Here is a 21,632-nt window from a genome sequence, read left to right on the forward strand (position 1 = left end):
CTTTTGGAACCTTGGGGTCAGATCAATTCACAAAGTCTGTCACGCAAGGAATAATTATAGTTACTTCTTGGTGACCAGCACCTTGAAGGATAGGATAAAACAAAAAAATTGAACATAAGCCGAAACTTGATGTTCAATTTTTAATTTATTTCAAATCAAGTTGTGGATTATTCTTTTGTTTCAGCGTCCACAGCTTTCTTAGCTTCTTCCTCTTCAGAAAGTTTAGCCTCTTCTTTGTCTTTCTTACGTTCTGAAAGACCTTCTTCGATAGCTGCACCGAACGCTTTAACTAGTAAAGAAACGGACTTGAAAGCATCGTCATTAGCTGGGATTGGGAAATCTACCTCATTTGGGTTAGAGTTCGTATCAACTAATGCGAAAACAGGGATACCAAGCTTTTTTGCTTCAGCAATTGCAATGTGTTCTCTTTTGATGTCCACGATGAAAAGTGCAGCAGGTAGTCTGCTCAAGTCAGCGATACCGCCAAGAACATCTTCCATTTTGTCTTTCTGACGGGAAACCATCAAACGCTCTTTCTTCGCAAGGTTCTTATAAGCTTCCTCTTTCATCAATTTGTCCAAGCCAGACATTTTCTTCAATGATTTACGGATAGTCGCGAAGTTTGTCATCATACCGCCTAACCATCTTTCGGTTACGAAGGGCATGTTGAGTCTTTTCGCTTCAGCAGCTACAAGATCTTTCGCTTGCTTTTTAGTCGCAACGAACATCACTTTTTTGCCTGAGCGTACGATTTGCTTGATTGCGTTAGATGCTTCGTCGAGGCATACAAGCGTTTTATTAAGATCGATAATGTGGATACCATTTCTCTCCATGAAAATATATGGAGACATTCTTGGATCCCACTTTCTCGTCAAGTGTCCGAAATGAACACCAGCATCTAGTAAGTCTTTATATTCTAATTTTGCCATTATAAAATGTGTTTTTCTTATTAAGGAAGAATCTCCAGATTAACGTTTAGAGAACTGGAATTTTCTTCTTGCTTTTCTACGTCCTGGCTTCTTACGTTCCACCATTCTAGGGTCACGTGTAAGGAAACCTTCTTTTTTCAAGGCAGTTCTATGTTCCGCGTCGAATTCGCACAAAGCTCTGGAGATAGCCATACGGGCTGCTTCTGCCTGACCTTTGATTCCTCCTCCGTCTACATTGATCTGGATGTCGTAGTTGCCGTCCACGCCTACAAGGGCAAGTGGCTGCTTCACAACGATCTGGTGTAGATCAAATGGGAAGTAAACTTCCAAAGAACGATTGTTTACGGTGATTGTACCATTTCCTGGAGCCATGTAAATTCTGGCTACGGAGGTTTTTCTTCTACCGATTTTGTTGATCATTTCCATGAAATAGACGATTAAAGAGTGATAGTTTTAGGCTGCTGCGCTGCATGCGGATGCTCAGATCCTTCATACACGTACAAGTTGCCGTATAATTTTCTTCCCAATCTGTTTTTCGGCAACATGCCTCTAACAGCTTTCTCGATCAAGATTGTTGAAGATTTGTCCTTCAATAATCTTGGGGTAGAAATACGCTGTCCTCCTGGATAACCTGTGTGTCTCACATAAACTTTGGAGTCCCACTTGTCACCGGTTAGTCTGATTTTGTCTGTGTTGATTACGATGACGTTGTCACCACAATCAACGTGAGGAGTGAAGCTTGGCTTCGTCTTACCTCTTAAGATTTTCGCTACCTCACTAGCCAATCTACCTAAAACTGCAGCTTGGGCATCCACTACCACCCATTGCTTTTCTACAGTTGCGGCATTGGCTGATACGGTCTTATAGCTCAAAGTATCCACTGTGTAACTGTTTAATATTTAGCTTGTTAAATTTATTTCACCCTCAAAAAGGGACACAAAGATAGGAGTATTTTATTTTCGATGCAAAATATTTCCAATACTAAGTCCTAATTTTCACAGGCTTAGCGTTTTACTACCTCCTAAAACGGGTCAATTTTTACTCTTTTTCGATGGATTTTATCTAACTGGTTTTCTCCAGTTGATTGATCAAAACCTTGAAATCCTTAGGATAAGGCGCGTTTACGAATATTTCTATATCGTCAAGACCCTTAAATCCAATCGAATAAGCATGTAGCGACACCCGCTGCATAATTGGTAATTCCTCTGTCTCTTTTTTTAAATTGAAGCGACGCTTGATAGAAGAAAGATATAAAGGATTGCCTCCATATAAGGTATCGCCACATATGGGCGATTTTAAATAAGCCAAATGAACCCTTATCTGATGCAGTCTCCCCGTGATGGGTTTGCACTCGACTAGCGTATGTGCGTAGTAGGTTTTCAATGTATTGAAAATCGTCTGCGCTGGCTTGCCATCCTTACTTACTTTGGCGATTCCTTTGTTGTTGGCTAAGAGATTTCGGTCCACCAGCTCATTGCTGAATTCCTTGATCCCTTCCACCACAGCATGATAGACTTTGTTTACTTTTCTGCTTTCAAACTGCATGGCCAAATGCCTGTAAGCCACTGGATTCTTGGCAATCACTAGACATCCTGAAGTTTCCTTGTCCAATCTGTGACACAGTTGGGCATCGGGGGTGTGTGCCTTGGCAAGGTCTAGGATGTTCTGCGCCTCATGTCTATCGTCTAAGCTGGATAGGTACGGCGGTTTATTGATTACCAGGTAATCCTCGTTTTCAAACAGAATAAGATTATCAAAATCTACTTTCTTCATGGATTGTCCTGCCTCTTTCAATTGAGGCTGCAAAAGTAGGTAAAAAAGAATGGGTAAAAAACTTCTCTGAGTTTTATTCTTAGTGAGTTACAACTTTAAGTCTCTCTTCAGGTGACTCACTTTTTACCAGTGGCAGCGAAAAACTAAAAATTGATCCTTTTCCTACCGTAGAACTCACAGAAATCTTGCTTTTGTGTCCTTCCAGAATATGTTTCACTATCGCTAGTCCTAATCCAGTACCACCTTTCTCTTTTGAACGGCTTTTTTCTACTCTGTAAAAACGCTCAAAAATGCGCTTTAGATCTTCAGGAGGTATCCCCTGTCCATCATCTTTGATGTCTACCTGAATAGTGTTTTTCAGTGTCCGAAGCGTAATCCGCACATCTCCGCCATTATGATTGTATTTCATGGCATTGAATATTAGGTTCTGACAGACCCTGTAAATTTTCTGTCTGTCACCATTTGTCAAATAGTGCTTATTGGGTTCTACTTGGAACTCCACATTGATATCACGCTTGGAAGCTTTATGCTCCAATTCCTCCATTACTTCTTCCAGAAGTTCTTTGAGGTCAAATTCGGTGAAATTAAATTTTATCACGCCGCTCTCCATCTGATTCAGCGTCAGGAGATCTTGTACCAAAACGTCCAGTGAGTCAAGGCTTTTGGCTGCCCTTTTTAAAAAGCGCATGCGGACTTGTTTATCATCTATGGCTCCGTCAAGTAAGGTGTGAATGTATCCTTGGGTTGCGAAAATCGGCGTTTTTAGCTCATGTGAAATATCGGCAATAAACTCTCTTCTGAATTCGGCATTTTTCTGAAGTGTCTCTATTTCCTTCTGCCTTGCTATCGCATAGGAATTGATGACCTTATTAATTTTTCTTAATGGTGAAATCGAACTTTTTCTTCCTTTTTCACTGATTTCGGAAAGGTCTTTTCGCTGGATCTTTTCCAAAAGGGAATAGATGTCACCTATTTCCTTAAAAATCAGGAATTCCAGCATAAAAGAAATAAGTAAGTATGCGGAGGAGAAAGATACTCCCCATGCTACAAAGAGCAGCAATGGGGTAGATCCGTCCATTAAAGATAAAAATGCTGCAACCAGAGCTGAGATAGCTAAAGCCAATATCAAAGAAATTCCCCTGGATGTGGTAAACATTTATTGCCCTAGTTCGAATTTATAGCCTACACCTTTCACCGTAGTGATGTAGTCTTCTCCGATTTTCTCACGCACTTTTCTGATATGCACATCCACTGTTCTGGCTAATACAAATACATCAGCGCCCCAGATATTTTGAAGAAGTTCATCTCTACTGAAAACGATATTAGGATTTTTGGCAAGGAAATACAAAAGCTCAAACTCTTTCTTGGGCAGCGTAATGGTTTTTCCGGCTTTGTCTATTGTATAACTTCCGCGGTCAATTACTAAATCCCTGATTTTAATCTGAACCTGTTCCTGTTCTTTTTTAGATTCTCTTCTGAATAAAGCGGAAATCCTACTCATCAGCGCTCTTGGCTTGATAGGCTTGGTAATGTAATCATCCGCCCCCACATCAAAAGCTGCGACCTCAGAGTACTCTTCCATCCGAGCAGTAAGAAAAATTATGAACGTATTTTTAAGCTCGGGAATCTGTCGGATCTGTAGGCAGGTTTCTACTCCATCCTGATTGGGCATCATGATATCAAGTAGGATCACATCAGGTAGGAATTTTGCAGCTGTCTTGACTGCTTTTAGTCCGTCCTCCGCAGTAGCTACTTCGTAACCTTCTTTCTGGAGATTGTATTTCAGGATTTCAACAATATCAGGTTCGTCGTCAACTACCAGAACTTTGATTTTTTGCTTATCGCTCATCAGTGATTTCTTAATGTTTGGCTTAAAATTAAGGAATATTTAAGGATTGCTGCCAAATAAAAGATTGTCAATCATCCAACACTTCAGCTAAAAGTAGGATATTATCAGGTGATAGATCCACTATGTTACCGCTATGTTATTAGCTTTTAAATTAGTTGTTTTTAAGCCCCTTCGCAGAAGTGATGTCCAAATTAAGCGAGCCGATAAAGAGGTTGGCTTTGATTTTCACTGGGATTTTGTTCTGATCCTTTGTGACCCACACCTTCACAGGGAATTCCCCCCGAAACAATTTGTTTTTGGGTAGTTGTGGAGAGAATATATAAGTTTCTTTCTTTCCTAGATTAGTATCGAGGGTTTCAGTACCCTCGTAGATTAACTTTATGTTATATATTTCTTTATCAAAGAAACCTCGGATTTCTATCATTTCTCCTTGTTCCAAATCCCGTAAATCCTGAGACCTTAGGTAATAGAATCCACTGACCAAATCCTGCACTTGTCCAGGGAGATCAAAATCCTTTGTCTCCTTTATATTCTTATTTTCCTTATCAAAAAGCTTCATGGTAGCTTTCTTATTCTTTTGATCGAAATGAACAAACTCGTGCTTTCTGTATTTACCTTCCTCAATGTGCCTATAGGAGACAGTAGGTAAGTTTGTTTGTACGTCTAAGTAAGTTCCCCAATTATCATTTACCTTTCCGAAAATAGTTGCAGCACCTTTAGTTTTACCGAATACATCTATTTTATAATGCGGTTTTTCATTTTGTTGTTGGGCTCTTTTGGAAATTTGCATTTTTGCATCTGCCAGATTTAGCCATCCGTAGGATACTTCAAAAGACAATTCCTCACCAAAAGTAAAGGCGGGATTGCCTGGCAGATCTTGGGCTGATAGATCTGATAGGGAGAAGAGAATTAGTAGAATAAGCGATCCGAAGATTCTTTTCATAAATTTTATTGACAATACCTGACGAAATGGGCAGTATTCTTTAGGTATTACGAAAAAACGTGCCGAAAGGCGATTAAAATTACGAATTTAGTATCCCAAAACAATAGATGTGCCCACCTTGGTAATGGTCTGTTGATTATTTACTTTCACTAAACAATTGATTTTACAAATTCAAAATATATGAGTAACAACGCTGAAAAATTAAAGGCCTTGCAGCTGACCATCGATAAGTTGGATAAAACTTATGGAAAAGGAACTGTGATGAAGCTAAGTGACAATAAAGTGGTGGATATCCCAGCTATATCTACAGGTTCTTTGGGTTTGGATATTGCTCTGGGCATTGGAGGTATACCACGTGGTAGAGTAATCGAAATATATGGACCGGAATCTTCCGGTAAAACGACCTTGACTCTTCATTGTATTGCTGAGGCTCAAAAAGCTGGAGGCTTGGCAGCTTTTATCGATGCCGAACATGCGTTTGACAAGGGTTATGCTGAGAAACTGGGTATTGATACTGAGAATCTATTGATTTCCCAGCCCGACAATGGTGAGCAAGCGTTAGAAATTGCCGAGCATTTGATTCGCTCAGGAGCGATAGATATCATCGTGATAGATTCTGTGGCTGCTTTGGTGCCAAAGGGAGAATTGGAAGGGGATATGGGTGACAGTAAAATGGGGTTACAGGCTAGGTTAATGTCCCAGGCTTTACGTAAGCTGACTGGAGCAATTAATAAAACCGGTTGTGCCTGTATTTTTATCAACCAACTTCGTGAGAAGATTGGGGTAATGTTTGGAAACCCTGAGACTACTACTGGAGGTAATGCATTGAAGTTTTACGCTTCTGTGAGATTGGATATCCGTAGAATTGGTCAAATCAAGGAAAGCGCAGATAATATTTTGGGTAATAGAACCAAGGTGAAAGTGGTGAAAAACAAGGTTGCACCTCCTTTCAAAGTTGTAGAGTTCGACATCATGTATGGGCAAGGGATTTCCAAAGTAGGGGAGATCATAGACTTGGGCGTAGAACTGGATATTATCAAAAAAGCTGGCTCTTGGTTCTCTTATAATGGCGAGAAATTAGGCCAAGGGAGAGAATCGGTGAAAGTTCTTCTTCTGGATAATCCCGAATTGATGGAAGAACTGGAAGTTAAGATTAAGTCCGCCTCGGGACTATCTTCAAAAGGCGTAATCGAAGTTGCTGAAAAAGAATAGTTTCTAGAATTTTACTTATGGAAACAAAAACAGGTTGCTCAGTGATAGAGCAACCTGTTTTTTTTGTTTCATAAAAATCAATTATGTAGTTCTAATTGCCTCTACAGGATCCATCCGTGCAGCAAGTGTAGCTGGAACTATTCCGGAAACAACTCCTATAATAGTGGAAACTCCCAATCCCAGCATGATATTGCTGAAAGAAAGTACTATTTCCAGACTGCCTAGCTGTATAAAACTCAGCAAGAAGACTATAAAAATCCCTGTGATTCCTCCAATCAGGCTTAGGCAGACCGATTCAAAAAGAAACTGGAATAGGATAAAATAATTTTTTGCTCCCAATGATTTTTGGATTCCAATTATATTAGTCCGTTCTCTAACAGATACAAACATGATATTTGCTATTCCAAACCCGCCAACGAGAATAGAAAATCCTCCAATAACCCAACCTGCGACAGAAATTACATCGAAAATTGATCCGATGGCATTTTGAATAAACTCTGTTTTATTCAATGCAAAATTGTCTTCGTCTCGTGGTCTCAGGCCTCTTTTAGCGCGTAAGAGTCCAGTCATTTCATTTTCCAAAGTGACCAATCCAATATCTGTTTCCAAGCCTTTGACAGCGATGGTTGGCTCCATGCCATTCCTTCCGGTGTAATACATTTTGCTAAACGCACCATAAGGAATCAGACAGGCTTCGTCTTTGGACGGGGCGTCGAACAACCCTTCACCCTCTTCTTCAAATACACCTATTACGGTGAATTTCATTCCTTTTATTTTTATAGGCTTACCTATCACTTCCTGCTGTGGGTAAAGTGTGTTGGCGATTTCTCTTCCTATGATGGCAAAGTTTCTGGAAGCATTGATCTCTGACTGTGTAAAATAGCGACCTTCTTCCAAGGATATTTCATATACATCCTGATACGAGTAGACTGCACCTGTGAGAGACATTCCCTGGTAGGCATTACTCCCCGCTTTCACCGTGGTATTTGCTGAGGCAGATATAGTCACTGCTTCAGCGGCTGTTAGTCTTTCCTGAAGGAATTCATATTCAGCCACGGTACCCGGCGGACGACGGAAATACTTCCACCAAGGATAATCCTGTGGGCCATTGGCAAATGGAAACCTGTCTACCCTCATCACATTTGTGCCAAGAAAAGAAAAGGAAGACTTTATATTATTTTCCAAGGAATCCACCAAGGTGAATACTGCTATAATTGCAAAAATACCTACTGTAACCCCCAAAAGGGATAATATAGTCCGAGTCAGATTGGTTTTCAAAGCTGAAATCGCAAAGCGAAAACTTTCCCATGTTAGTTTGAAAAAGAGCATGCCTATTTAGTTGGTTTAAAACAATTTGTTAAGTTAGCTGAAATTGCCTGATATTGTTAGTATCTTTGCATTTTTTAGAGTTATTCTAAATCACTCAAGACATCTAAAATTAATCTATGAAATCGAGCATGTCGGAAACGACATATACGGGTATGATTATCAGCCATGCAAGATTCCATATGGCCTTTAAAAGACAAATAATAAACATATGAAATTATCGGATTTCAAATTTGACGTTCCAAAAAAACTAGTAGCCCATTATCCAGCAGCCAATCGGGATGAATCCAGATTGATGGTTTTACATCGGGATACGGGAAAAATTGAACACAGAATTTTTAAAGATATCACCGAATACTTCGGTGATGGTGATGTCTTTGTTACCAATGATACAAAAGTTTTTCCTGCAAGACTATACGGAAACAAAGAAAAAACCGGTGCTGAAATCGAAGTATTTCTGTTAAGAGAATTAAATGCTGAGTTGAAGCTTTGGGATGTTTTGGTAGACCCTGCCCGAAAAATCAGAGTAGGGAATAAGCTTTACTTTGGGGATTCAGATCTAGTAGCTGAGGTGATTGACAATACAACGTCCAGAGGGCGTACTATCCGTTTCTTGTTTGATGGAACGGAAGAAGAATTCCATAAGACAATAGATACGTTAGGTGAAACTCCTCTATTGAAGGAATTTATCGAAAGAAAAGTAGAAGCTGAAGATAAAGATAGATATCAAACGGTATTTGCTAAAAACGTAGGTGCAGTAGCAGCTCCAACAGCAGGATTGCATTTTACCCCACATTTGCTGAAGCGTCTAGAACTTCAGGGTGTAGATGTGGCTCCTATTACTCTTCATGTAGGCTTAGGTACTTTCCGCCAGGTAGACGTAGAGGACCTGACCAAGCACAAAATGGATTCTGAAAACTATGAGATTCCAGACAAAACTGTGGAGATGGTCAATAGATCTTTAGATGCCAAAAAACGTGTAGTGGCAGTAGGGACGACTTCCCTGAAAACTATCGAATCTTCAGTGACAGCAAATGGTCGCCTAAAAGCTAGTAGTGGATGGACAGATAAGTTTATTATTCCTCCTTACGATTTCAAAATTGCAAATTCATTGATTACCAATTTCCACCTTCCAGAATCTACTTTGCTTATGACAGCAGCAGCGTTCGGAGGATATGATCTGGTGATGAAAGCTTACAAAGAAGCCATCAAAGAGAAATATCGATTCTTCTCTTACGGAGACGCGATGTTGATCCTTTAATACTGAAAGCTCCGAAAAGGAGCTTTTTTTATTTTCACACAGATATAACTTTGCGGTAAAACCTGAGGGTATTGGAATCCTTACTTTTGCGGAAAATTAGTATGACAAATAAAGCAGCTATCCTGGTAGCAGGAGGCAGAGGTACAAGAATGGGTGGGCCAGTTGCCAAGCAGTATCTACCTGTTGCCGGACAGCCGGTATTGATGCGCACACTTTCTGTTTTTTATCAAATAGATCCTGCTATTGATTTGATACTTGTTTTGCCATCAAATGATTTTTCCTACTGGGAAAGACTCTGTAATGAATATAAATTCTCTGTTCCACATCGTGTAGTAGCCGGCGGAAATTCAAGATTTCAGTCTGTCCGAAATGGTTTGGATTCGCTAAATCCTGATACCAAGCTAGTAGCTATTCACGATGGAGTAAGGCCATTCGTGGATCCAAAAGTAATCTTGGAAAGCTATAAGGTGGCAGAGCGGGAAGGGAGTGCTATTACTGTGATGGCTTTGAAAGACTCTATTAGAAAGCTCACGGATGATGGAAAATCATTTTATCAGGAGAGGCAAAACTTCCGTTTGGTGCAAACCCCCCAGACTTTCCAGGTTGATAAAATCAAGAAAGCATTCGCGGTCACCGAGCTTCAGCAATTTACCGATGATGCTACTGTCTATGAAAACCAAGGGTGGCAAGTGACCTTAATTTCCGGGAATACCGAAAATATCAAGATCACAACTCCTGAAGATATGGATTATGCGGAGTTTATTGCCACTAAGAAGTTTTCCTAATCGATGAAATTTTAAGAGGATATTTTACCGACTTTTTTGTGTGCTTTACCGACTTTTTGAGAGGCTTGACCTTTTGTATATTTCAGGATGTGCATGTGCTCAGTATTTTCGAACATCATTTAAACAAGCAGAATGATGAGATCGAACATACTTCAGGTGTCATGTCATGAAATGATCACTAACTATGTAAGATTCCATCTGACTTTTAAAAAAAAAAATATACGCAGATGAAACGAAATCGCATTAACCATAATAATGACGGAGGGATGATCTTCGGATTTATTATCCTCGCAGTGGGTGTCCTGATTTTACTTAGGAAATTGGATGTTTTTTATCCGGATTGGCTACTCTCGTGGCCGATGATATTGATCGCCATAGGTGTGATTACTTTGGTAAAGCACGAATTCAAAAGCTTTTTTGGGGTATTGATGCTGGGATTAGGTATGTTCTTTTTGCTGGAACGGGAATTTGATTTTAATTTCGGTTTGCAGCGTTTTGTATTTCCTATAGCGCTGATCATGGTTGGTATTTACCTGATTACGAAGAAGCGCAGAGAGCAACAAGTCTTAGAAGATATTCAGGAAAAAATCAGGGCTAGATCCAAAACTCCCCTGGCGACCAGTGAGGAGATTAAAATAGGGGAGGAATATAATAAAGGCGAGAAGACCGCTTCCTCCAATTATTCTTCAGGGGCAAAATCATACGCAGGTATGTCAGGAGTCTCAGGAACCAGTTATTCAGATAGTGTTTCCATAGACTCTATCATGAGTGGGATAAATAAGAGAATGCTTACGAAGAATTTCCAAGGAGGAAAGTTAACTGCTGCATTTGGTGGGATCGATCTTGACCTGACACAGGCTGATTTCTCCGGAATGATAACTCTTCAAGTCGATGTGATATTTGGAGCTATCAAGTTGGTGGTGCCTCCGCATTGGGATGTGCGTGTAGAAGTGACCAACATAGCTGCGGGAGTGGAAGACAAGCGAGTGTATCGTCAGTCTGAAGTAGATTCCGATAAAGTGTTGATAATTAGAGGAACAGTTTTCTTCGGAGGTTTGGAAATTAAATCTTATTAACGAGATCCCTTATATAAAACCCCAAGTCGTTTGTTTTCGAAAGCATTTTCAAACCCTTCTAAAAGTAATTGGATAGTCCAAGGAGCCGGAGTAATCTGGTTCCTTGCTACGTCTGGATTACTTCTTTTTTATGGAATTGATCAATCTATAGCGATTGTAGATGCTTTGATTTTTGCATTGTTTTTCTCTCTGGGGATAAATATGCTTGATCGGGTATTTGGTTTTTATATCCCAAAAGGAAGTAACAATTGGTTGCTGTTGGGATTACCTCTTTTATATAGTTTGCTTGCAGTATTTTGTCATCAGTTTTTGTTGAAGTGGATTTATTCTGATCAGGAATCGTATAAGATTTTCCTTAAAAATCATTTTTACCTTCGCTGGGTGATTTTGGGTTTGGCGGAGGTCCTGGTGGCATTAATCGCAATTGTAGTATCCAAGTTAGAGCAGCAGGATGAAGCACAAAAGCGGGAGATTATGATGAATGAGCTTTCCAAAGAGGCTGAATTGTCCCAGCTTCGTCAGCAACTACAGCCACACTTTCTTTTCAATAGTCTCAATTCAATTAGCGCATTGACAGTTTCTCAACCTCAGAAAGCTAGAGAAATGGTGCTTCAACTTTCTGATTTTCTAAGGGGCACAATTCGCAAGGACCACCAGCAATGGATGAGCTTGGAGGAAGAGTTAAGTTACCTGAAAATGTACCTCGACATTGAACGCGTCAGATTTGGTCATCGACTGGAAATAGAATTTGATATAGAAGACGATGTGAAGCAAATGCATTTACCTCAGTTGCTGATTCAGCCTCTACTTGAAAATGCCATCAAACATGGATTGTATGGCATCACGGAGGATGTGAAAATCACTTTGCACGCATTTAAGGAACAAAATTACCTGAAGCTGAAAATCGACAATCCATTTGATCCTGAAGTTGCTGCGCCAAAAGGAACTGGTTTTGGGTTGAGCTCAGTAGATCGCCGGCTGTTTTTGCTTTTCGGAAGAAAGGACCTTTTAGAATCTAAATCCGCGGATTCACTTTTTACTGTAATTTTAAAAATCCCCCAACTGAAATGATCAAAACTTTAATCATAGATGACGAACCCTTGGCGGCTGGTATTGTGCAGGAGTTTTTAGCCAATTTTCCACAGTTTGAGATTCTGGGTATTTGCCAAAATGGTTTTCAGGGACTGAAGTCAATACAGGAACATGAACCTGATCTGATTTTTTTGGATGTCCAGATGCCGAAAATCACCGGATTCGAAATGTTGGAATTACTTGATGAGCCACCGGCAGTGATATTTACCACGGCCTTTGACCAGTTCGCTTTACAGGCTTTCGATGCTATGGCTATAGACTACTTGCTGAAGCCTTTTTCTCAGGAGCGTTTTATTCAAGCAATAGAAAGGTTCCTGGCTCAGCAGGGAGCGAAAAATGAATCAGGTCAGCGAATGAATGAATTGGCAGAAAAGCGAAATAGATTGGTGGTACGTGTGAAGAATGAGATCAAAATCATTCCTACCCATGAAGTGAATTTTTTCGAAGCCGAAGACGATTACATCGCGATTCACACGGCTACTGGCAAATACCTGAAGAAAATGACCATGAAGTCACTGGAGGAAGCGTTGGATCCAGCCAGATTTGCCAGAGTTCATAGATCTTACTTGGTCAACTTGAATGAGATTACCAAAATTGAGCCCTACGAGCGGGATAATTACCTTGTGCTACTTCGCGGCGGAGAAAAAGTGCCAGTGAGTAAGACAGGCTATTCCAAGCTGAGACAGGTTTTGGGCTTATAGTTTTCAGTGAACAGTTGCAGTGGTTGGCGCAAGGAGTCTTCAGACCTGTGCCTTTTTTAATCCAGTCTTCAGACTGCTGTAAAAAAAGCATGATCAATGAAAGGCAGTCTGAAGACTGCAATGATTAAGGTCCAAGTCATGAGACTTGAACCAATTCGTTTTTCATTGAAAGACTTCTATTAAATTCGTGGTAGGACCTATTAATTAAATACAGCGTTCTCTGCGAGATCTCTGCGTCCTCTGTGGTTAAAATAGTCCAGGTTACAAAAAAGAAAAAGCCCCGATCATTCAGGGCCTTTTGCATTTAATATTCGTCTTCGTTGAAGAAGAAGTCGTCTTTGGTTGGGTAATCAGGCCAAATCTCTTCGATGGTCTCATAGGGTTCCCCATCGTCTTCTAATTCTTGTAAGTTTTCTACTACTTCCATTGGTGCGCCGGATCGGATGGCATAATCAATTAATTCATCCTTGGTGGCTGGCCAGGGTGCGTCCTCTAAATAGGATGCTAATTCGAGTGTCCAGTACATAATGTTTATTTTAAAGGAGTTCCGGAGTTAAGGGTTGCAAAATTATTCTTTTTTTCAAATATTCAGCGGTGTATTTCTATTTAAAAGAAAGTTGTTTCAAAATATAATTTTTCACATCTACTTTTCTCTTCACCGCAAATAATTTTTTCTTCATCATTATATCAAAATCAGCTGACTGTACGCGGAAGTTCTCCGTATTGTTTTGTGCCGCCTCCAGCTCAGTCTGATCTCTTTTCAATAAATCTTTCAATAAAGCAGTTTTTATCTGAATTTGTTCCGCTTCGGGCTTCTCATCATAATCAGAATATTTACCGTGAACCAGTTTTTCAAGAAATGCCTTTTCAAAAACGATATCAGAGAAGAACTGGAAAGATCTTACGATCAAATTTGCTTCCCTAGGTTTGCGCTGAGGAAGTTTTCGCCATTCTTCCTGAATTTCCTTTGCCCTTCCGACTAGGGTATAAGAAGTGGGTTTGCCTGCAAGGATTTTAATCTCATCTGTCAAAGTCTCTATCTTCCGCATGAGTTCCCGCGGATTCATTTGTGGCCCAGTCTGAAGAGTTCTCTTATATCTGGAGAATATACGGTTGTTGAGTCTGGAGAATTCATCCCACAGCGGCTGTCTTTTTTCTGCAGGTACTTTGCCAGCTTCTTTCCATTGCCGTTGGATTTTCTTGGAGATGTCAAAAGCAATTTTGGCATCCGGAAAATCATGCGCTTCCCTAGCCTGCACGACCAATGCTTCGTAAACTTTGATATTCTCCTCAGCCTGCAGTGCCAGACCTTCGAAGAAATGTCTCCTGTTTTCGAAGAAGTGTTGTACTAAGGCATTGAATGTATTCTCTACTTCTTCTTGGTTTTCCTTGTCAACTGGTCCTGTCTTAATCCATCGTAATTTGAGTTCCTTGTAGAACTCTGTGGTTTCCTTCCAGTCAGTGTCATCTTTTCTCTCCTCAGCTTCGAGAATTAAAGCTTTCTTTACTTCAAGGTTTTTGCTGCGGTTTACCTGTATTATTTCGTTTAGATATTCTTCTTGTTCGCTTAGTTCGTTGATTAATGCTTCAAAATCACCCAGTGCATCAGATTGCATAAGTGATTCCCTGAGGTGTATAAGTTTCATCAGGAAGGAACCTTTATTCTGGTTTTCCTGAATGTCATTTTTGAGCTTTTCTACTTTTTCCTTGAGTTGTTTGAATCGATCCTCAAAATAGTTTAGTGTAGAAACTTCATCTTCTTTTACCTCACCGATCACCCGGTCTTGCTGACCCAAAAAACCTTTTAAATAGACTTTATTTTCTTTGATATATCCATACGGATGTTCCATTGTTATACAGTAGGTTAGTTGGCGGTTTTCGATTTTCCGCAAATTAATTAATTCAAAAGCACTTATCCTAAGAAAGCGGTTTTTTTGCCATCTTTGATCTTTAAGTGCAACTTTAAAGTAAAAATATAACGCATGAGTTCAGAAAAAATCATCTTTTCCATGGCAGGAGTTTCAAAAATCTACCCGCCACAGAAAAAAGTTCTTAAAGATATTTATCTCTCATTTTTTTATGGAGCCAAAATCGGGGTTCTAGGTTTGAATGGATCAGGTAAATCTTCACTACTGAAAATCATTGCCGGAATTGACAAGGAATTCCAAGGTGAGGTAGTGTGGTCACCTGGATATACCGTGGGAATGTTGGAGCAGGAACCAAAATTAGATCCTACCAAAACTGTCAAAGAAGTAGTAGAAGAAGCAGTTTCTGAGACTGTTGCTTTGCTAAAGGAATTCGAAGCAATCAATGAGAAATTTATGGATCCGGCTTTGATGGAAGATCCTGATGCGATGAATGACTTGATCGAAAAGCAAGGTGAAGTTCAGACCAAGCTAGACGCTGCCAACGCATGGGAATTGGACACGATGTTGGAGAAAGCAATGGACGCGCTTCGACTTCCTCCTAGTGATGCCAACGTAGCTAACCTTTCCGGAGGGGAAAAGAGACGAGTGGCTCTTTGTAGATTGCTTTTGCAGGAGCCGGATGTGCTATTACTCGATGAACCTACCAACCACCTTGATGCGGAATCTGTGCATTGGCTGGAGCAACATTTGCAGAATTACAAAGGAACCGTGATTGCGGTAACACACGATAGGTATTTCCTGGATAATGTTGCAGGCTGGATTCTGGAGTTGGATCGGGGCGAAGGTATTCCATGGAAAGGGAATTATTCTTCCTGGCTGGATCAGAAGCAAAATAGATTGAAGCAGGAGGAGAAAACAGAATCCAAACGACAGAAGACTTTGGAGCGCGAACTGGAGTGGATCCGAATGTCTCCAAAAGCGCGTCAGGCTAAAGGTAAGGCGCGTCTAAGTGCCTATGATAAACTGGTAGGTGAGGAGTCTAAGGAAAAAGAAGCAAAACTAGAATTGTTTATTCCTCCTGGGCCAAGATTGGGAGCGAAAGTGATCGAAGTGAATGGCGTTTCTAAAGCTTATGGAGATAAACTTCTATTCGAAAACTTGACTTTTGCTTTGCCACAGGGTGGTATCGTCGGCGTGATCGGGCCAAACGGTGCGGGTAAGTCAACGCTTTTCAAATTGATTACCGGACAGGAAAAACCGGATGCAGGTAATTTCGAAGTAGGAGAGACTGTGCAATTGGCTTATGTGGATCAGGGACATGATATTCTGGACCCAAATAAGACGGTTTACCAAACCATTTCCGAAGGAAATGAACTGATGAAACTTGGAAATAAGGAAGTGAATTCCAGAGCCTATGTTTCCAAATTTAACTTCGGAGGTGGCGATCAGGAGAAAAAAGTTGGAGTACTTTCCGGAGGAGAGCGTAACCGGGTTCACTTGGCGTTGACGCTGAAAGAAGGCGGAAACCTATTGCTTCTCGATGAGCCTACCAACGACTTGGATGTGAATACACTGAGAGCGCTGGAAGAAGCTTTAGAAAACTTCGGTGGCTGTGCAGTAGTCATCTCCCACGACAGATGGTTCTTGGATAGAATCTGCACGCATATTTTGGCCTTTGAAGGAGACTCTCAGGTAGTATGGTTTGAAGGAAACTTCTCAGATTACGAGGAGAATAAGAAGAAAAGATTGGGTGATGTGGAGCCGAAGAGGATTCGATACAAAAACCTTAAATAAAGTCTGAAAGCTAAATTCAGAAGTCTTAAAAGTTGACAGTGGCAGTGTTCAGGTAGGCTGAAGTATTAAATCAGAAAGCTGAAGTAAAAAAGCTGAAGAGCTAGTTACTCGGTTAATAAGCTTGACATTGTCACCCTGAGCGAAGTCGACGGGTAGTCGTAAATAATTGTTTAAAAATCATAAAACCTCTTTCAAACTTGATTATCAGGCTTGGATGAGGTTTTTATTTTTTATAGGTTTTGTTGAATGAGATGAAGTGGACTTCGATTAAGACCAACTTCTAGTTTTAAATAGGAGGAAGATGCTATAAGCCTAGGTGTACAATTGGCAGGGTGAATTTATCAAGTTTCTTGCGAATGAGAGGGGTCTGGTGAGTCTAAGTGGTTAAAAGATGCACAGTTGATTGATGATGAACAGGTTGTGATTTACAGTGCAGGGACACATAAGTTACTTTTCGTCTATCAAAATTCAGTCAAGACCAAATACCATATAATGCTTATACTGAGACTGCAACCTGAATCTTTTCATCTTTGCGAGCCACTCAGCGACCTCTGCGGTTAAATCAAAAAAACCTTCGAGGTTAATATAAACCTCAAAGGTTGTCTGTACTAAATCTAATTTTTGGGTTCCCAGATTAATCGGACAAAAGAACTCAGGCGCTCATTTTCACGATTGACAGGGATTCCTGCCACGATGCCAACCATCAAATGATCAGTGATTCCTACCCGCATTTGGGGACGAATAGTCATATCAAAATCTCCCTTTTCAAAAATCTTATTGAATTCAAATCCAATGAAGTTCCTTGTTCCAGGGATCATGTAATGAAAGCTGGTGTTTAAATCATAACTCACATGAACCTCCTTGGTTTCAAAATGCCTGGCAATCATCGGCCCTGTATAGATTAATGAATGAAAGTTTCTTCCCCATCTTTTCGCTGCAACCAGAAATGGATTGTAAACATTTCCTACTATCATGGGATTTCCAAAGCTCTTGAAGTCAGATAGTTCAAATTCGTTTATATATCCTATTGCCATGGAAGTTGCAATTTTTTCATTCACGTAAAAGGACCACTGCGCCGCAAGTTTCAAACTGTTTAGGCGGTTGGCAGGTATCGAATCTCGTTCGGTGTTTTTAAAATGTGAGTAGAATGTAAAAGGCAATTCGACCTCCAAACCTAACCGGTTGATAGGAGCCCATTCATACTCGATTAAGGCTTCGTAACTGTCAAAGTTTAAATTATCAGTAAGTCCCAATCCAAGGTTCCATTCCTTCTCTCCTTTTCTTGCTCCCAAATCCCGGATCAAATCTATATAAAGGGGTTCGGCATGGAGTACTTTAGGTGGAGATTTTTTTGTTTCTACTTCCTGAATATATATGCTGTCCAGTTCAGCTTCAGTGTTTTGGGCGTGGGCAAGGGAGGTCATGGCCAATAGTACTATTGGCAACCAGAAATATTTCATACTAAATGTGATTGTGTTTTTTCGTTTGAATTAACCCTGACAGAAAATCAGACAGGTTTTGTAAAGAAATTCAAATCACCATTTAGGTGGAGGACTGCTGATGCTAGTATACCCTCCGCTTAATACTGCCTCATACTTAGAAAAATGATGAAGCCTGATCGGGATAAGATTGTCGACAGGTTTGGGCGTGGAAGAGAAAAATTTAAGAAAATCAGGTTTCAGATTCTTCTTGGAGGTTTGATCTTCCGAATCAGTATCATCAAACTCCTCAAAAGCATCCTCCATACCCAAGATTTGCTCTGCGACCAATTCTACCATGCTTTCCTGGTCGTTGATGGATAGATCTTCCGGAATGTGTCTTGGATTTGGATCTGACGTGTCTACACTGAGGTTGAAGAGGTACAAGCCCATCAACCCCCAAAAAAACCTTAGGAAACTGCTATGTAATAACCGACAGATCACAGGGCAAAATTAACTAACTTTTCTGAGTATATTTTTGCGGGATACCCAGAAACTTGACTTATCCAGCTGGCATACTTTAGTTTGTTCTAAATAAATTAGTCAAGAAGTTTTGGTAACAAGTTTCTATCGGGCAATCATTTTATACTGCTTAAAATTCAATCAAGTTTCATTTAAGAAACTGCTGGGGTACCATATTCTTAACTTCTCCCCAAATACATAGAATCAGATATCACTAGTTTTTTGTTGTTCAGAGGTCTGTAAAAAGTTAAGTACACTTCCCATTCCTTTTCCGAATTTTCACCCTCAAGTGGAGCCAACGCTTGCAAGTCTCTTCTTCTGCCAGCCTCTTTTATCCAGATATGCTTTTGTAATTCCGGCTGGTTCAATAGGATCATCACACTGTCTCCTTCACTGGCGTTTCCTTCCACTGAGTTGTCTTTCCATGAAATTGTAATTCCATCTGCGGTACGTACCGCCAAAGGGGATTCAGCTCCCAAAAGACTTCCCCTGCTGATTTGTAAAAAGGCAGGGTTTATTCGTGGATTAGCCTTATGATTATACCCCTTGGTGGATACATTAGTGTGCGCCAAATTCACTCCGGTTTTTTGGTCTAGATAATTCTGATATCCAAAATCCAAAACCCGGGAAAGAGGTCGGAGATAATCATTTACTTCTGCCAGGCGGTTTTGATATACTTTTTGAAGAGGAGTGGGGTTGGTTCCGTTTTTATGAGGAGCCCGGGGCAAACTTCTCATGATGATTTTACCATTGAGCTTGTAAAAAGTAAAACCTCCCACTTTTCCTTGAGGCTGAATTACACTGGAATCTGAAAGAGTAGCCATACGTATTTTAGTTTAAAAGTTGAACTATAGACAAAGTAATAATAAATGGTTAAAAATCAAATGATTAAGTAGCTACTAGACATTCTTTTAACAACATTTTTACAAGGCAAAAGCAGGTTAATCATATATAAATCCTGTATAAACCTTGGATAAACCCTGTATAAAGTCCTGCTCCTCTATACTTTTTGATAAGGTTTTGACTGATTGGGACTTAGTGGAGGGCTTAACAAAAATGTTCTCGCTCTTCGAATCCTATTAAATATCTAGGATGTAAGCTCGAAGCTTGGCCAAAAAATTATAAATCCTACCGTATAGGTTCAGGGTTGCTCCTGAAAATCGTCAAGGAGCCTGAATAGCTAAAAATCCTGTGATCCATGAGGAAGTCCCATAAGTAGATTCTCTACTCAGCCTGACTTCTAATTCTCTACCAATTACGGATTGTATTTTTTATCGAAAATCAAGTCAGTCCGAGCACCCGGAAGACGGAAGTCTGAAGGTACGAGGACAATAACTTCACTTACTTTAAGAGTGCCTTGGACTTCGCTCAGGCTGACACCGTCATCTGTCTTCTATAAATTCTAAATTTTTCTTACTCGGACTGACCCGCTGACTGACTCATTAACAAGTCAGAACTGCCAGAGAGTGTGGCTTAAAGCAGATGCTAAAAAGGATGGTTTCAATTCAATTGTTCACTGGTAAATTTCTCTCTTTCTATTAAGCATAGTTTTAGGATCTGCTCCACCATCCCATTCATCTCTTCTATTGCGGATGTACAGCAATTGAATTGGGGTTTGCATCTGGATGGTGAATAGGACTTATCAAGAAGATTTAATAGGATTATCTCTTCCTCAGACTGAAACAAACGCGTAAGCTCTGGGATGTATTTTCCGGCATAGCGGAGTAAGACGCGTATTTCATGAGTTTTCTTTTCTATCATTTCCCAGGCCTGCAGGATAGTTCGCAGGGATAGTTCGGCAGCCTCATGCATTAGGATTATTTTCATTTCTGTCAAACAGGACTGGGCTTGCTTCATCAATTCCTCTGCTTTTTTCATGCCTGAATCATAGCGGATCAGTGCCTTTTGTTGGATCTCTGTCCATGTCGCTTTTGAAAGTTCGGGAAGTCCTTTGAAATCCGGCGATTGATAGACTGGCTGACTTTGGGAAAACTCCCTCCAAAAGTATGGGGTTCCTTCTTCTAGATGGCTGGACAGATAGCTACAGGCAATGCTATGAATGTGAAATTCAGAGGAGAAGCTACTTAGGAATCCCATGGTCTTTTCTACCTCCTCGTGCTGATCCGGTGATAGATTAGGAAGGAGTAAGTAGAAGTCCGCGAAATCATTTCCTTTCTTCCAATAAATGGCTTTGGGCTGGATAAGTAACTCCAATGCCTTGCAGAGCTCTTGGTTTTTTTCATCCATGGAGCGATTGAATCTGGCGTTAAACAGCTCCATTTGCTTGCTTACCTGAGTGATAAGCAATTCAAAAAAGTATAGTCTATTGCTGATTTCCAGGTGTGTAAGATCCCGCTTTGCTATTTCCAGCAACCAGCTTTGATGCATTTCCCAGAGGTAAGCATTGATATCTTCATCATAATAAGAGTCGAAAATTTCTTCGGGACTGTGTTTGAAATTAAGTTGGAACATAGGTCAATTGGTTTGGATGGGAGAATATCTTGAATGGATCAGATAACAAGCCTCTGTCAGCTTGAGAAAGTAGTTGAAGTCTTCCAGGTATTCACCTTCGTCTCCATCAAAGATGGAATAGCTATAAAAGGCCATTTCACGGAACTGATTCCAGCGTCTGATCCATTTTTTAAGTGAGTGTTTGAGGTAAAATTTTCGAAGAAAAGCAGAAGGGTTTAATACTTCTTCAGCCGATAGAGCCTTAGGCAAGTGCTCCATTAATTGAAGCATTGTTAAATTTTCAGATTGTTTTTTAAACATACTTTGTATCCAGCTATCAGCCATGTGTTCCCAGACTAAGTCTTTCTTTTGGATTTCTGGGAATTCTTGTAAGTGAATTCTTGAATAAATGATTTTCAGGGTGAGTTGACCGGAATAGATCATGGAGTCTGGAGGGCACTTCTCAAAGTCAATTTCATGATCAAAAACAGCCCACTGTATCTCCTGAATTTTTCTGGTCCAATATGAGATGTCACCGATATTCTGAAAGAGGTCTTTTAATGTGACAAATGCCTGATGCTGGTTGCTGGATCGAAAGGCTTTTCGGCAAGTACTAAAGGTGTTTTCCATTG

Annotated in this window: 22 protein-coding genes; 7 read left to right on the top strand and 15 right to left on the bottom strand. The window is 40.3% G+C overall.

From position 1 onward, the window contains the following. Nucleotides 1–167: 167 nt before the first annotated feature. The 7 genes from rpsB to AACZ73_RS13400 form a co-directional block, all read right to left on the bottom strand. Nucleotides 168–929 (bottom strand): 30S ribosomal protein S2, encoded by a 762-nt coding sequence (gene rpsB / locus AACZ73_RS13370; protein WP_146920951.1) that lies wholly within the window; start codon nucleotides 927–929, stop codon nucleotides 168–170. Between the two features lie 39 nt (nucleotides 930–968). After that, entirely contained in the window at nucleotides 969–1,355 is a 387-nt protein-coding gene (rpsI, locus tag AACZ73_RS13375; protein ID WP_339878550.1) for a 30S ribosomal protein S9, read from the bottom strand. Between the two features lie 11 nt (nucleotides 1,356–1,366). Then, a complete protein-coding gene (gene rplM / locus AACZ73_RS13380; RefSeq protein WP_111322765.1) occupies nucleotides 1,367–1,810 on the bottom strand; it encodes a 50S ribosomal protein L13 in 444 nt (147 codons plus the stop codon). A 181-nt stretch (nucleotides 1,811–1,991) separates the two neighbouring features. Then, complete coding sequence (locus AACZ73_RS13385) at nucleotides 1,992–2,702, bottom strand: pseudouridine synthase (protein ID WP_339878552.1); 711 nt, start codon at nucleotides 2,700–2,702, stop codon at nucleotides 1,992–1,994. A gap of 79 nt (nucleotides 2,703–2,781) precedes the next feature. Continuing rightward, entirely contained in the window at nucleotides 2,782–3,858 is a 1,077-nt protein-coding gene (locus AACZ73_RS13390) for an ATP-binding protein (protein WP_339878554.1), read from the bottom strand. Then, entirely contained in the window at nucleotides 3,859–4,551 is a 693-nt protein-coding gene (locus AACZ73_RS13395) for a response regulator transcription factor (RefSeq protein ID WP_339878556.1), read from the bottom strand. It lies immediately after the preceding gene. A 151-nt stretch (nucleotides 4,552–4,702) separates the two neighbouring features. Next, nucleotides 4,703–5,494, bottom strand: coding sequence for a DUF3108 domain-containing protein (locus AACZ73_RS13400; RefSeq protein WP_339878558.1), 792 nt, complete (start codon nucleotides 5,492–5,494; stop codon nucleotides 4,703–4,705). A 180-nt stretch (nucleotides 5,495–5,674) separates the two neighbouring features. Between AACZ73_RS13400 and recA the strand changes: the two genes are divergently transcribed. After that, a complete protein-coding gene (gene recA / locus AACZ73_RS13405) occupies nucleotides 5,675–6,706 on the top strand; it encodes a recombinase RecA (protein WP_339878560.1) in 1,032 nt (343 codons plus the stop codon). A gap of 81 nt (nucleotides 6,707–6,787) precedes the next feature. On the opposite strand, the gene AACZ73_RS13410 is transcribed toward recA, so the two are convergent. Then, the gene (locus AACZ73_RS13410) at nucleotides 6,788–8,035 is read right to left on the bottom strand and encodes an ABC transporter permease (protein WP_339878561.1); all 1,248 of its coding nucleotides are present in this window, start codon (nucleotides 8,033–8,035) and stop codon (nucleotides 6,788–6,790) included. A 208-nt stretch (nucleotides 8,036–8,243) separates the two neighbouring features. Here AACZ73_RS13410 and queA point away from each other — a divergent pair, with 208 nt between their 5' ends. The 5 genes from queA to AACZ73_RS13435 all read left to right on the top strand — a co-directional run bounded on the left by queA (nucleotide 8,244) and on the right by AACZ73_RS13435 (nucleotide 12,947). Then, nucleotides 8,244–9,293, top strand: coding sequence for a tRNA preQ1(34) S-adenosylmethionine ribosyltransferase-isomerase QueA (gene queA, locus AACZ73_RS13415; protein ID WP_339878562.1), 1,050 nt, complete (start codon nucleotides 8,244–8,246; stop codon nucleotides 9,291–9,293). 101 nt (nucleotides 9,294–9,394) lie between these two features. Then, nucleotides 9,395–10,078, top strand: a complete 684-nt coding sequence (locus AACZ73_RS13420) for a 2-C-methyl-D-erythritol 4-phosphate cytidylyltransferase (protein ID WP_339878563.1) — start codon at nucleotides 9,395–9,397, stop codon at nucleotides 10,076–10,078. 227 nt (nucleotides 10,079–10,305) lie between these two features. Then, a complete protein-coding gene (locus AACZ73_RS13425) occupies nucleotides 10,306–11,154 on the top strand; it encodes a DUF5668 domain-containing protein (RefSeq protein WP_339878565.1) in 849 nt (282 codons plus the stop codon). Nucleotides 11,155–11,184: 30 nt separating this feature from the next. Then, nucleotides 11,185–12,225 (top strand): histidine kinase, encoded by a 1,041-nt coding sequence (locus tag AACZ73_RS13430; RefSeq protein WP_339878566.1) that lies wholly within the window; start codon nucleotides 11,185–11,187, stop codon nucleotides 12,223–12,225. Beyond that, on the top strand, nucleotides 12,222–12,947 hold the full coding sequence (locus AACZ73_RS13435) for a LytTR family DNA-binding domain-containing protein (protein ID WP_339878569.1): 726 nt from the start codon (nucleotides 12,222–12,224) through the stop codon (nucleotides 12,945–12,947). Before AACZ73_RS13430 ends, AACZ73_RS13435 begins: the two co-directional genes overlap by 4 nt. Nucleotides 12,948–13,251: 304 nt before the next feature. Here AACZ73_RS13435 and AACZ73_RS13440 read toward each other — a convergent pair whose 3' ends face one another. Both AACZ73_RS13440 and AACZ73_RS13445 read right to left on the bottom strand, forming a co-directional pair. Continuing rightward, complete coding sequence (locus AACZ73_RS13440) at nucleotides 13,252–13,473, bottom strand: DUF2795 domain-containing protein (RefSeq protein WP_024284896.1); 222 nt, start codon at nucleotides 13,471–13,473, stop codon at nucleotides 13,252–13,254. A 76-nt stretch (nucleotides 13,474–13,549) separates the two neighbouring features. Beyond that, nucleotides 13,550–14,797 carry a DUF349 domain-containing protein gene (locus AACZ73_RS13445; RefSeq protein WP_339878570.1) on the bottom strand — a complete coding sequence of 416 codons (1,248 nt, stop codon included), beginning with the start codon at nucleotides 14,795–14,797 and terminating at the stop codon, nucleotides 13,550–13,552. Nucleotides 14,798–14,929: 132 nt separating this feature from the next. Between AACZ73_RS13445 and ettA the strand changes: the two genes are divergently transcribed. Beyond that, nucleotides 14,930–16,609 (top strand): energy-dependent translational throttle protein EttA, encoded by a 1,680-nt coding sequence (ettA, locus tag AACZ73_RS13450; protein WP_339878572.1) that lies wholly within the window; start codon nucleotides 14,930–14,932, stop codon nucleotides 16,607–16,609. Between the two features lie 614 nt (nucleotides 16,610–17,223). On the opposite strand, the gene AACZ73_RS13455 is transcribed toward ettA, so the two are convergent. The 5 genes from AACZ73_RS13455 to AACZ73_RS13475 form a co-directional block, all read right to left on the bottom strand. Then, entirely contained in the window at nucleotides 17,224–18,069 is an 846-nt protein-coding gene (locus AACZ73_RS13455) for an HAEPLYID family protein (RefSeq protein ID WP_339878574.1), read from the bottom strand. Nucleotides 18,070–18,144: 75 nt separating this feature from the next. Continuing rightward, nucleotides 18,145–18,480, bottom strand: a complete 336-nt coding sequence (locus AACZ73_RS13460; RefSeq protein WP_339878576.1) for a hypothetical protein — start codon at nucleotides 18,478–18,480, stop codon at nucleotides 18,145–18,147. 248 nt (nucleotides 18,481–18,728) lie between these two features. Beyond that, entirely contained in the window at nucleotides 18,729–19,373 is a 645-nt protein-coding gene (locus tag AACZ73_RS13465) for a DUF6266 family protein (RefSeq protein ID WP_339878578.1), read from the bottom strand. A gap of 676 nt (nucleotides 19,374–20,049) precedes the next feature. Then, nucleotides 20,050–21,021, bottom strand: a complete 972-nt coding sequence (locus AACZ73_RS13470) for a HEPN domain-containing protein (RefSeq protein WP_339878580.1) — start codon at nucleotides 21,019–21,021, stop codon at nucleotides 20,050–20,052. 3 nt (nucleotides 21,022–21,024) lie between these two features. Next, complete coding sequence (locus AACZ73_RS13475; RefSeq protein WP_339878582.1) at nucleotides 21,025–21,630, bottom strand: hypothetical protein; 606 nt, start codon at nucleotides 21,628–21,630, stop codon at nucleotides 21,025–21,027. Between the last annotated feature and the right edge of the window lie 2 nt (nucleotides 21,631–21,632).

This window comes from uncultured Algoriphagus sp., assembly GCF_963974835.1.
GTDB lineage: Bacteria > Bacteroidota > Bacteroidia > Cytophagales > Cyclobacteriaceae > Algoriphagus.

Coding starts and splice junctions, on each gene's coding strand:
- ettA (WP_339878572.1), top strand. CDS start 14,930: ATGAGTTCAGAAAAAATCATCTTTTCCATGGCAGGAGTTTCAAAAATC.
- AACZ73_RS13420 (WP_339878563.1), top strand. CDS start 9,395: ATGACAAATAAAGCAGCTATCCTGGTAGCAGGAGGCAGAGGTACAAGA.
- AACZ73_RS13410 (WP_339878561.1), bottom strand. CDS start 8,035: ATGCTCTTTTTCAAACTAACATGGGAAAGTTTTCGCTTTGCGATTTCA.
- rpsB (WP_146920951.1), bottom strand. CDS start 929: ATGGCAAAATTAGAATATAAAGACTTACTAGATGCTGGTGTTCATTTC.
- rpsI (WP_339878550.1), bottom strand. CDS start 1,355: ATGGAAATGATCAACAAAATCGGTAGAAGAAAAACCTCCGTAGCCAGA.
- AACZ73_RS13395 (WP_339878556.1), bottom strand. CDS start 4,551: ATGAGCGATAAGCAAAAAATCAAAGTTCTGGTAGTTGACGACGAACCT.
- AACZ73_RS13390 (WP_339878554.1), bottom strand. CDS start 3,858: ATGTTTACCACATCCAGGGGAATTTCTTTGATATTGGCTTTAGCTATC.
- AACZ73_RS13455 (WP_339878574.1), bottom strand. CDS start 18,069: ATGAAATATTTCTGGTTGCCAATAGTACTATTGGCCATGACCTCCCTT.
- AACZ73_RS13465 (WP_339878578.1), bottom strand. CDS start 19,373: ATGGCTACTCTTTCAGATTCCAGTGTAATTCAGCCTCAAGGAAAAGTG.
- AACZ73_RS13445 (WP_339878570.1), bottom strand. CDS start 14,797: ATGGAACATCCGTATGGATATATCAAAGAAAATAAAGTCTATTTAAAA.
- AACZ73_RS13460 (WP_339878576.1), bottom strand. CDS start 18,480: ATGGGCTTGTACCTCTTCAACCTCAGTGTAGACACGTCAGATCCAAAT.
- AACZ73_RS13435 (WP_339878569.1), top strand. CDS start 12,222: ATGATCAAAACTTTAATCATAGATGACGAACCCTTGGCGGCTGGTATT.
- AACZ73_RS13440 (WP_024284896.1), bottom strand. CDS start 13,473: ATGTACTGGACACTCGAATTAGCATCCTATTTAGAGGACGCACCCTGG.
- AACZ73_RS13470 (WP_339878580.1), bottom strand. CDS start 21,021: ATGTTCCAACTTAATTTCAAACACAGTCCCGAAGAAATTTTCGACTCT.
- AACZ73_RS13475 (WP_339878582.1), bottom strand. CDS start 21,630: ATGGAAAACACCTTTAGTACTTGCCGAAAAGCCTTTCGATCCAGCAAC.
- recA (WP_339878560.1), top strand. CDS start 5,675: ATGAGTAACAACGCTGAAAAATTAAAGGCCTTGCAGCTGACCATCGAT.
- AACZ73_RS13400 (WP_339878558.1), bottom strand. CDS start 5,494: ATGAAAAGAATCTTCGGATCGCTTATTCTACTAATTCTCTTCTCCCTA.
- AACZ73_RS13425 (WP_339878565.1), top strand. CDS start 10,306: ATGAAACGAAATCGCATTAACCATAATAATGACGGAGGGATGATCTTC.
- queA (WP_339878562.1), top strand. CDS start 8,244: ATGAAATTATCGGATTTCAAATTTGACGTTCCAAAAAAACTAGTAGCC.
- AACZ73_RS13385 (WP_339878552.1), bottom strand. CDS start 2,702: ATGAAGAAAGTAGATTTTGATAATCTTATTCTGTTTGAAAACGAGGAT.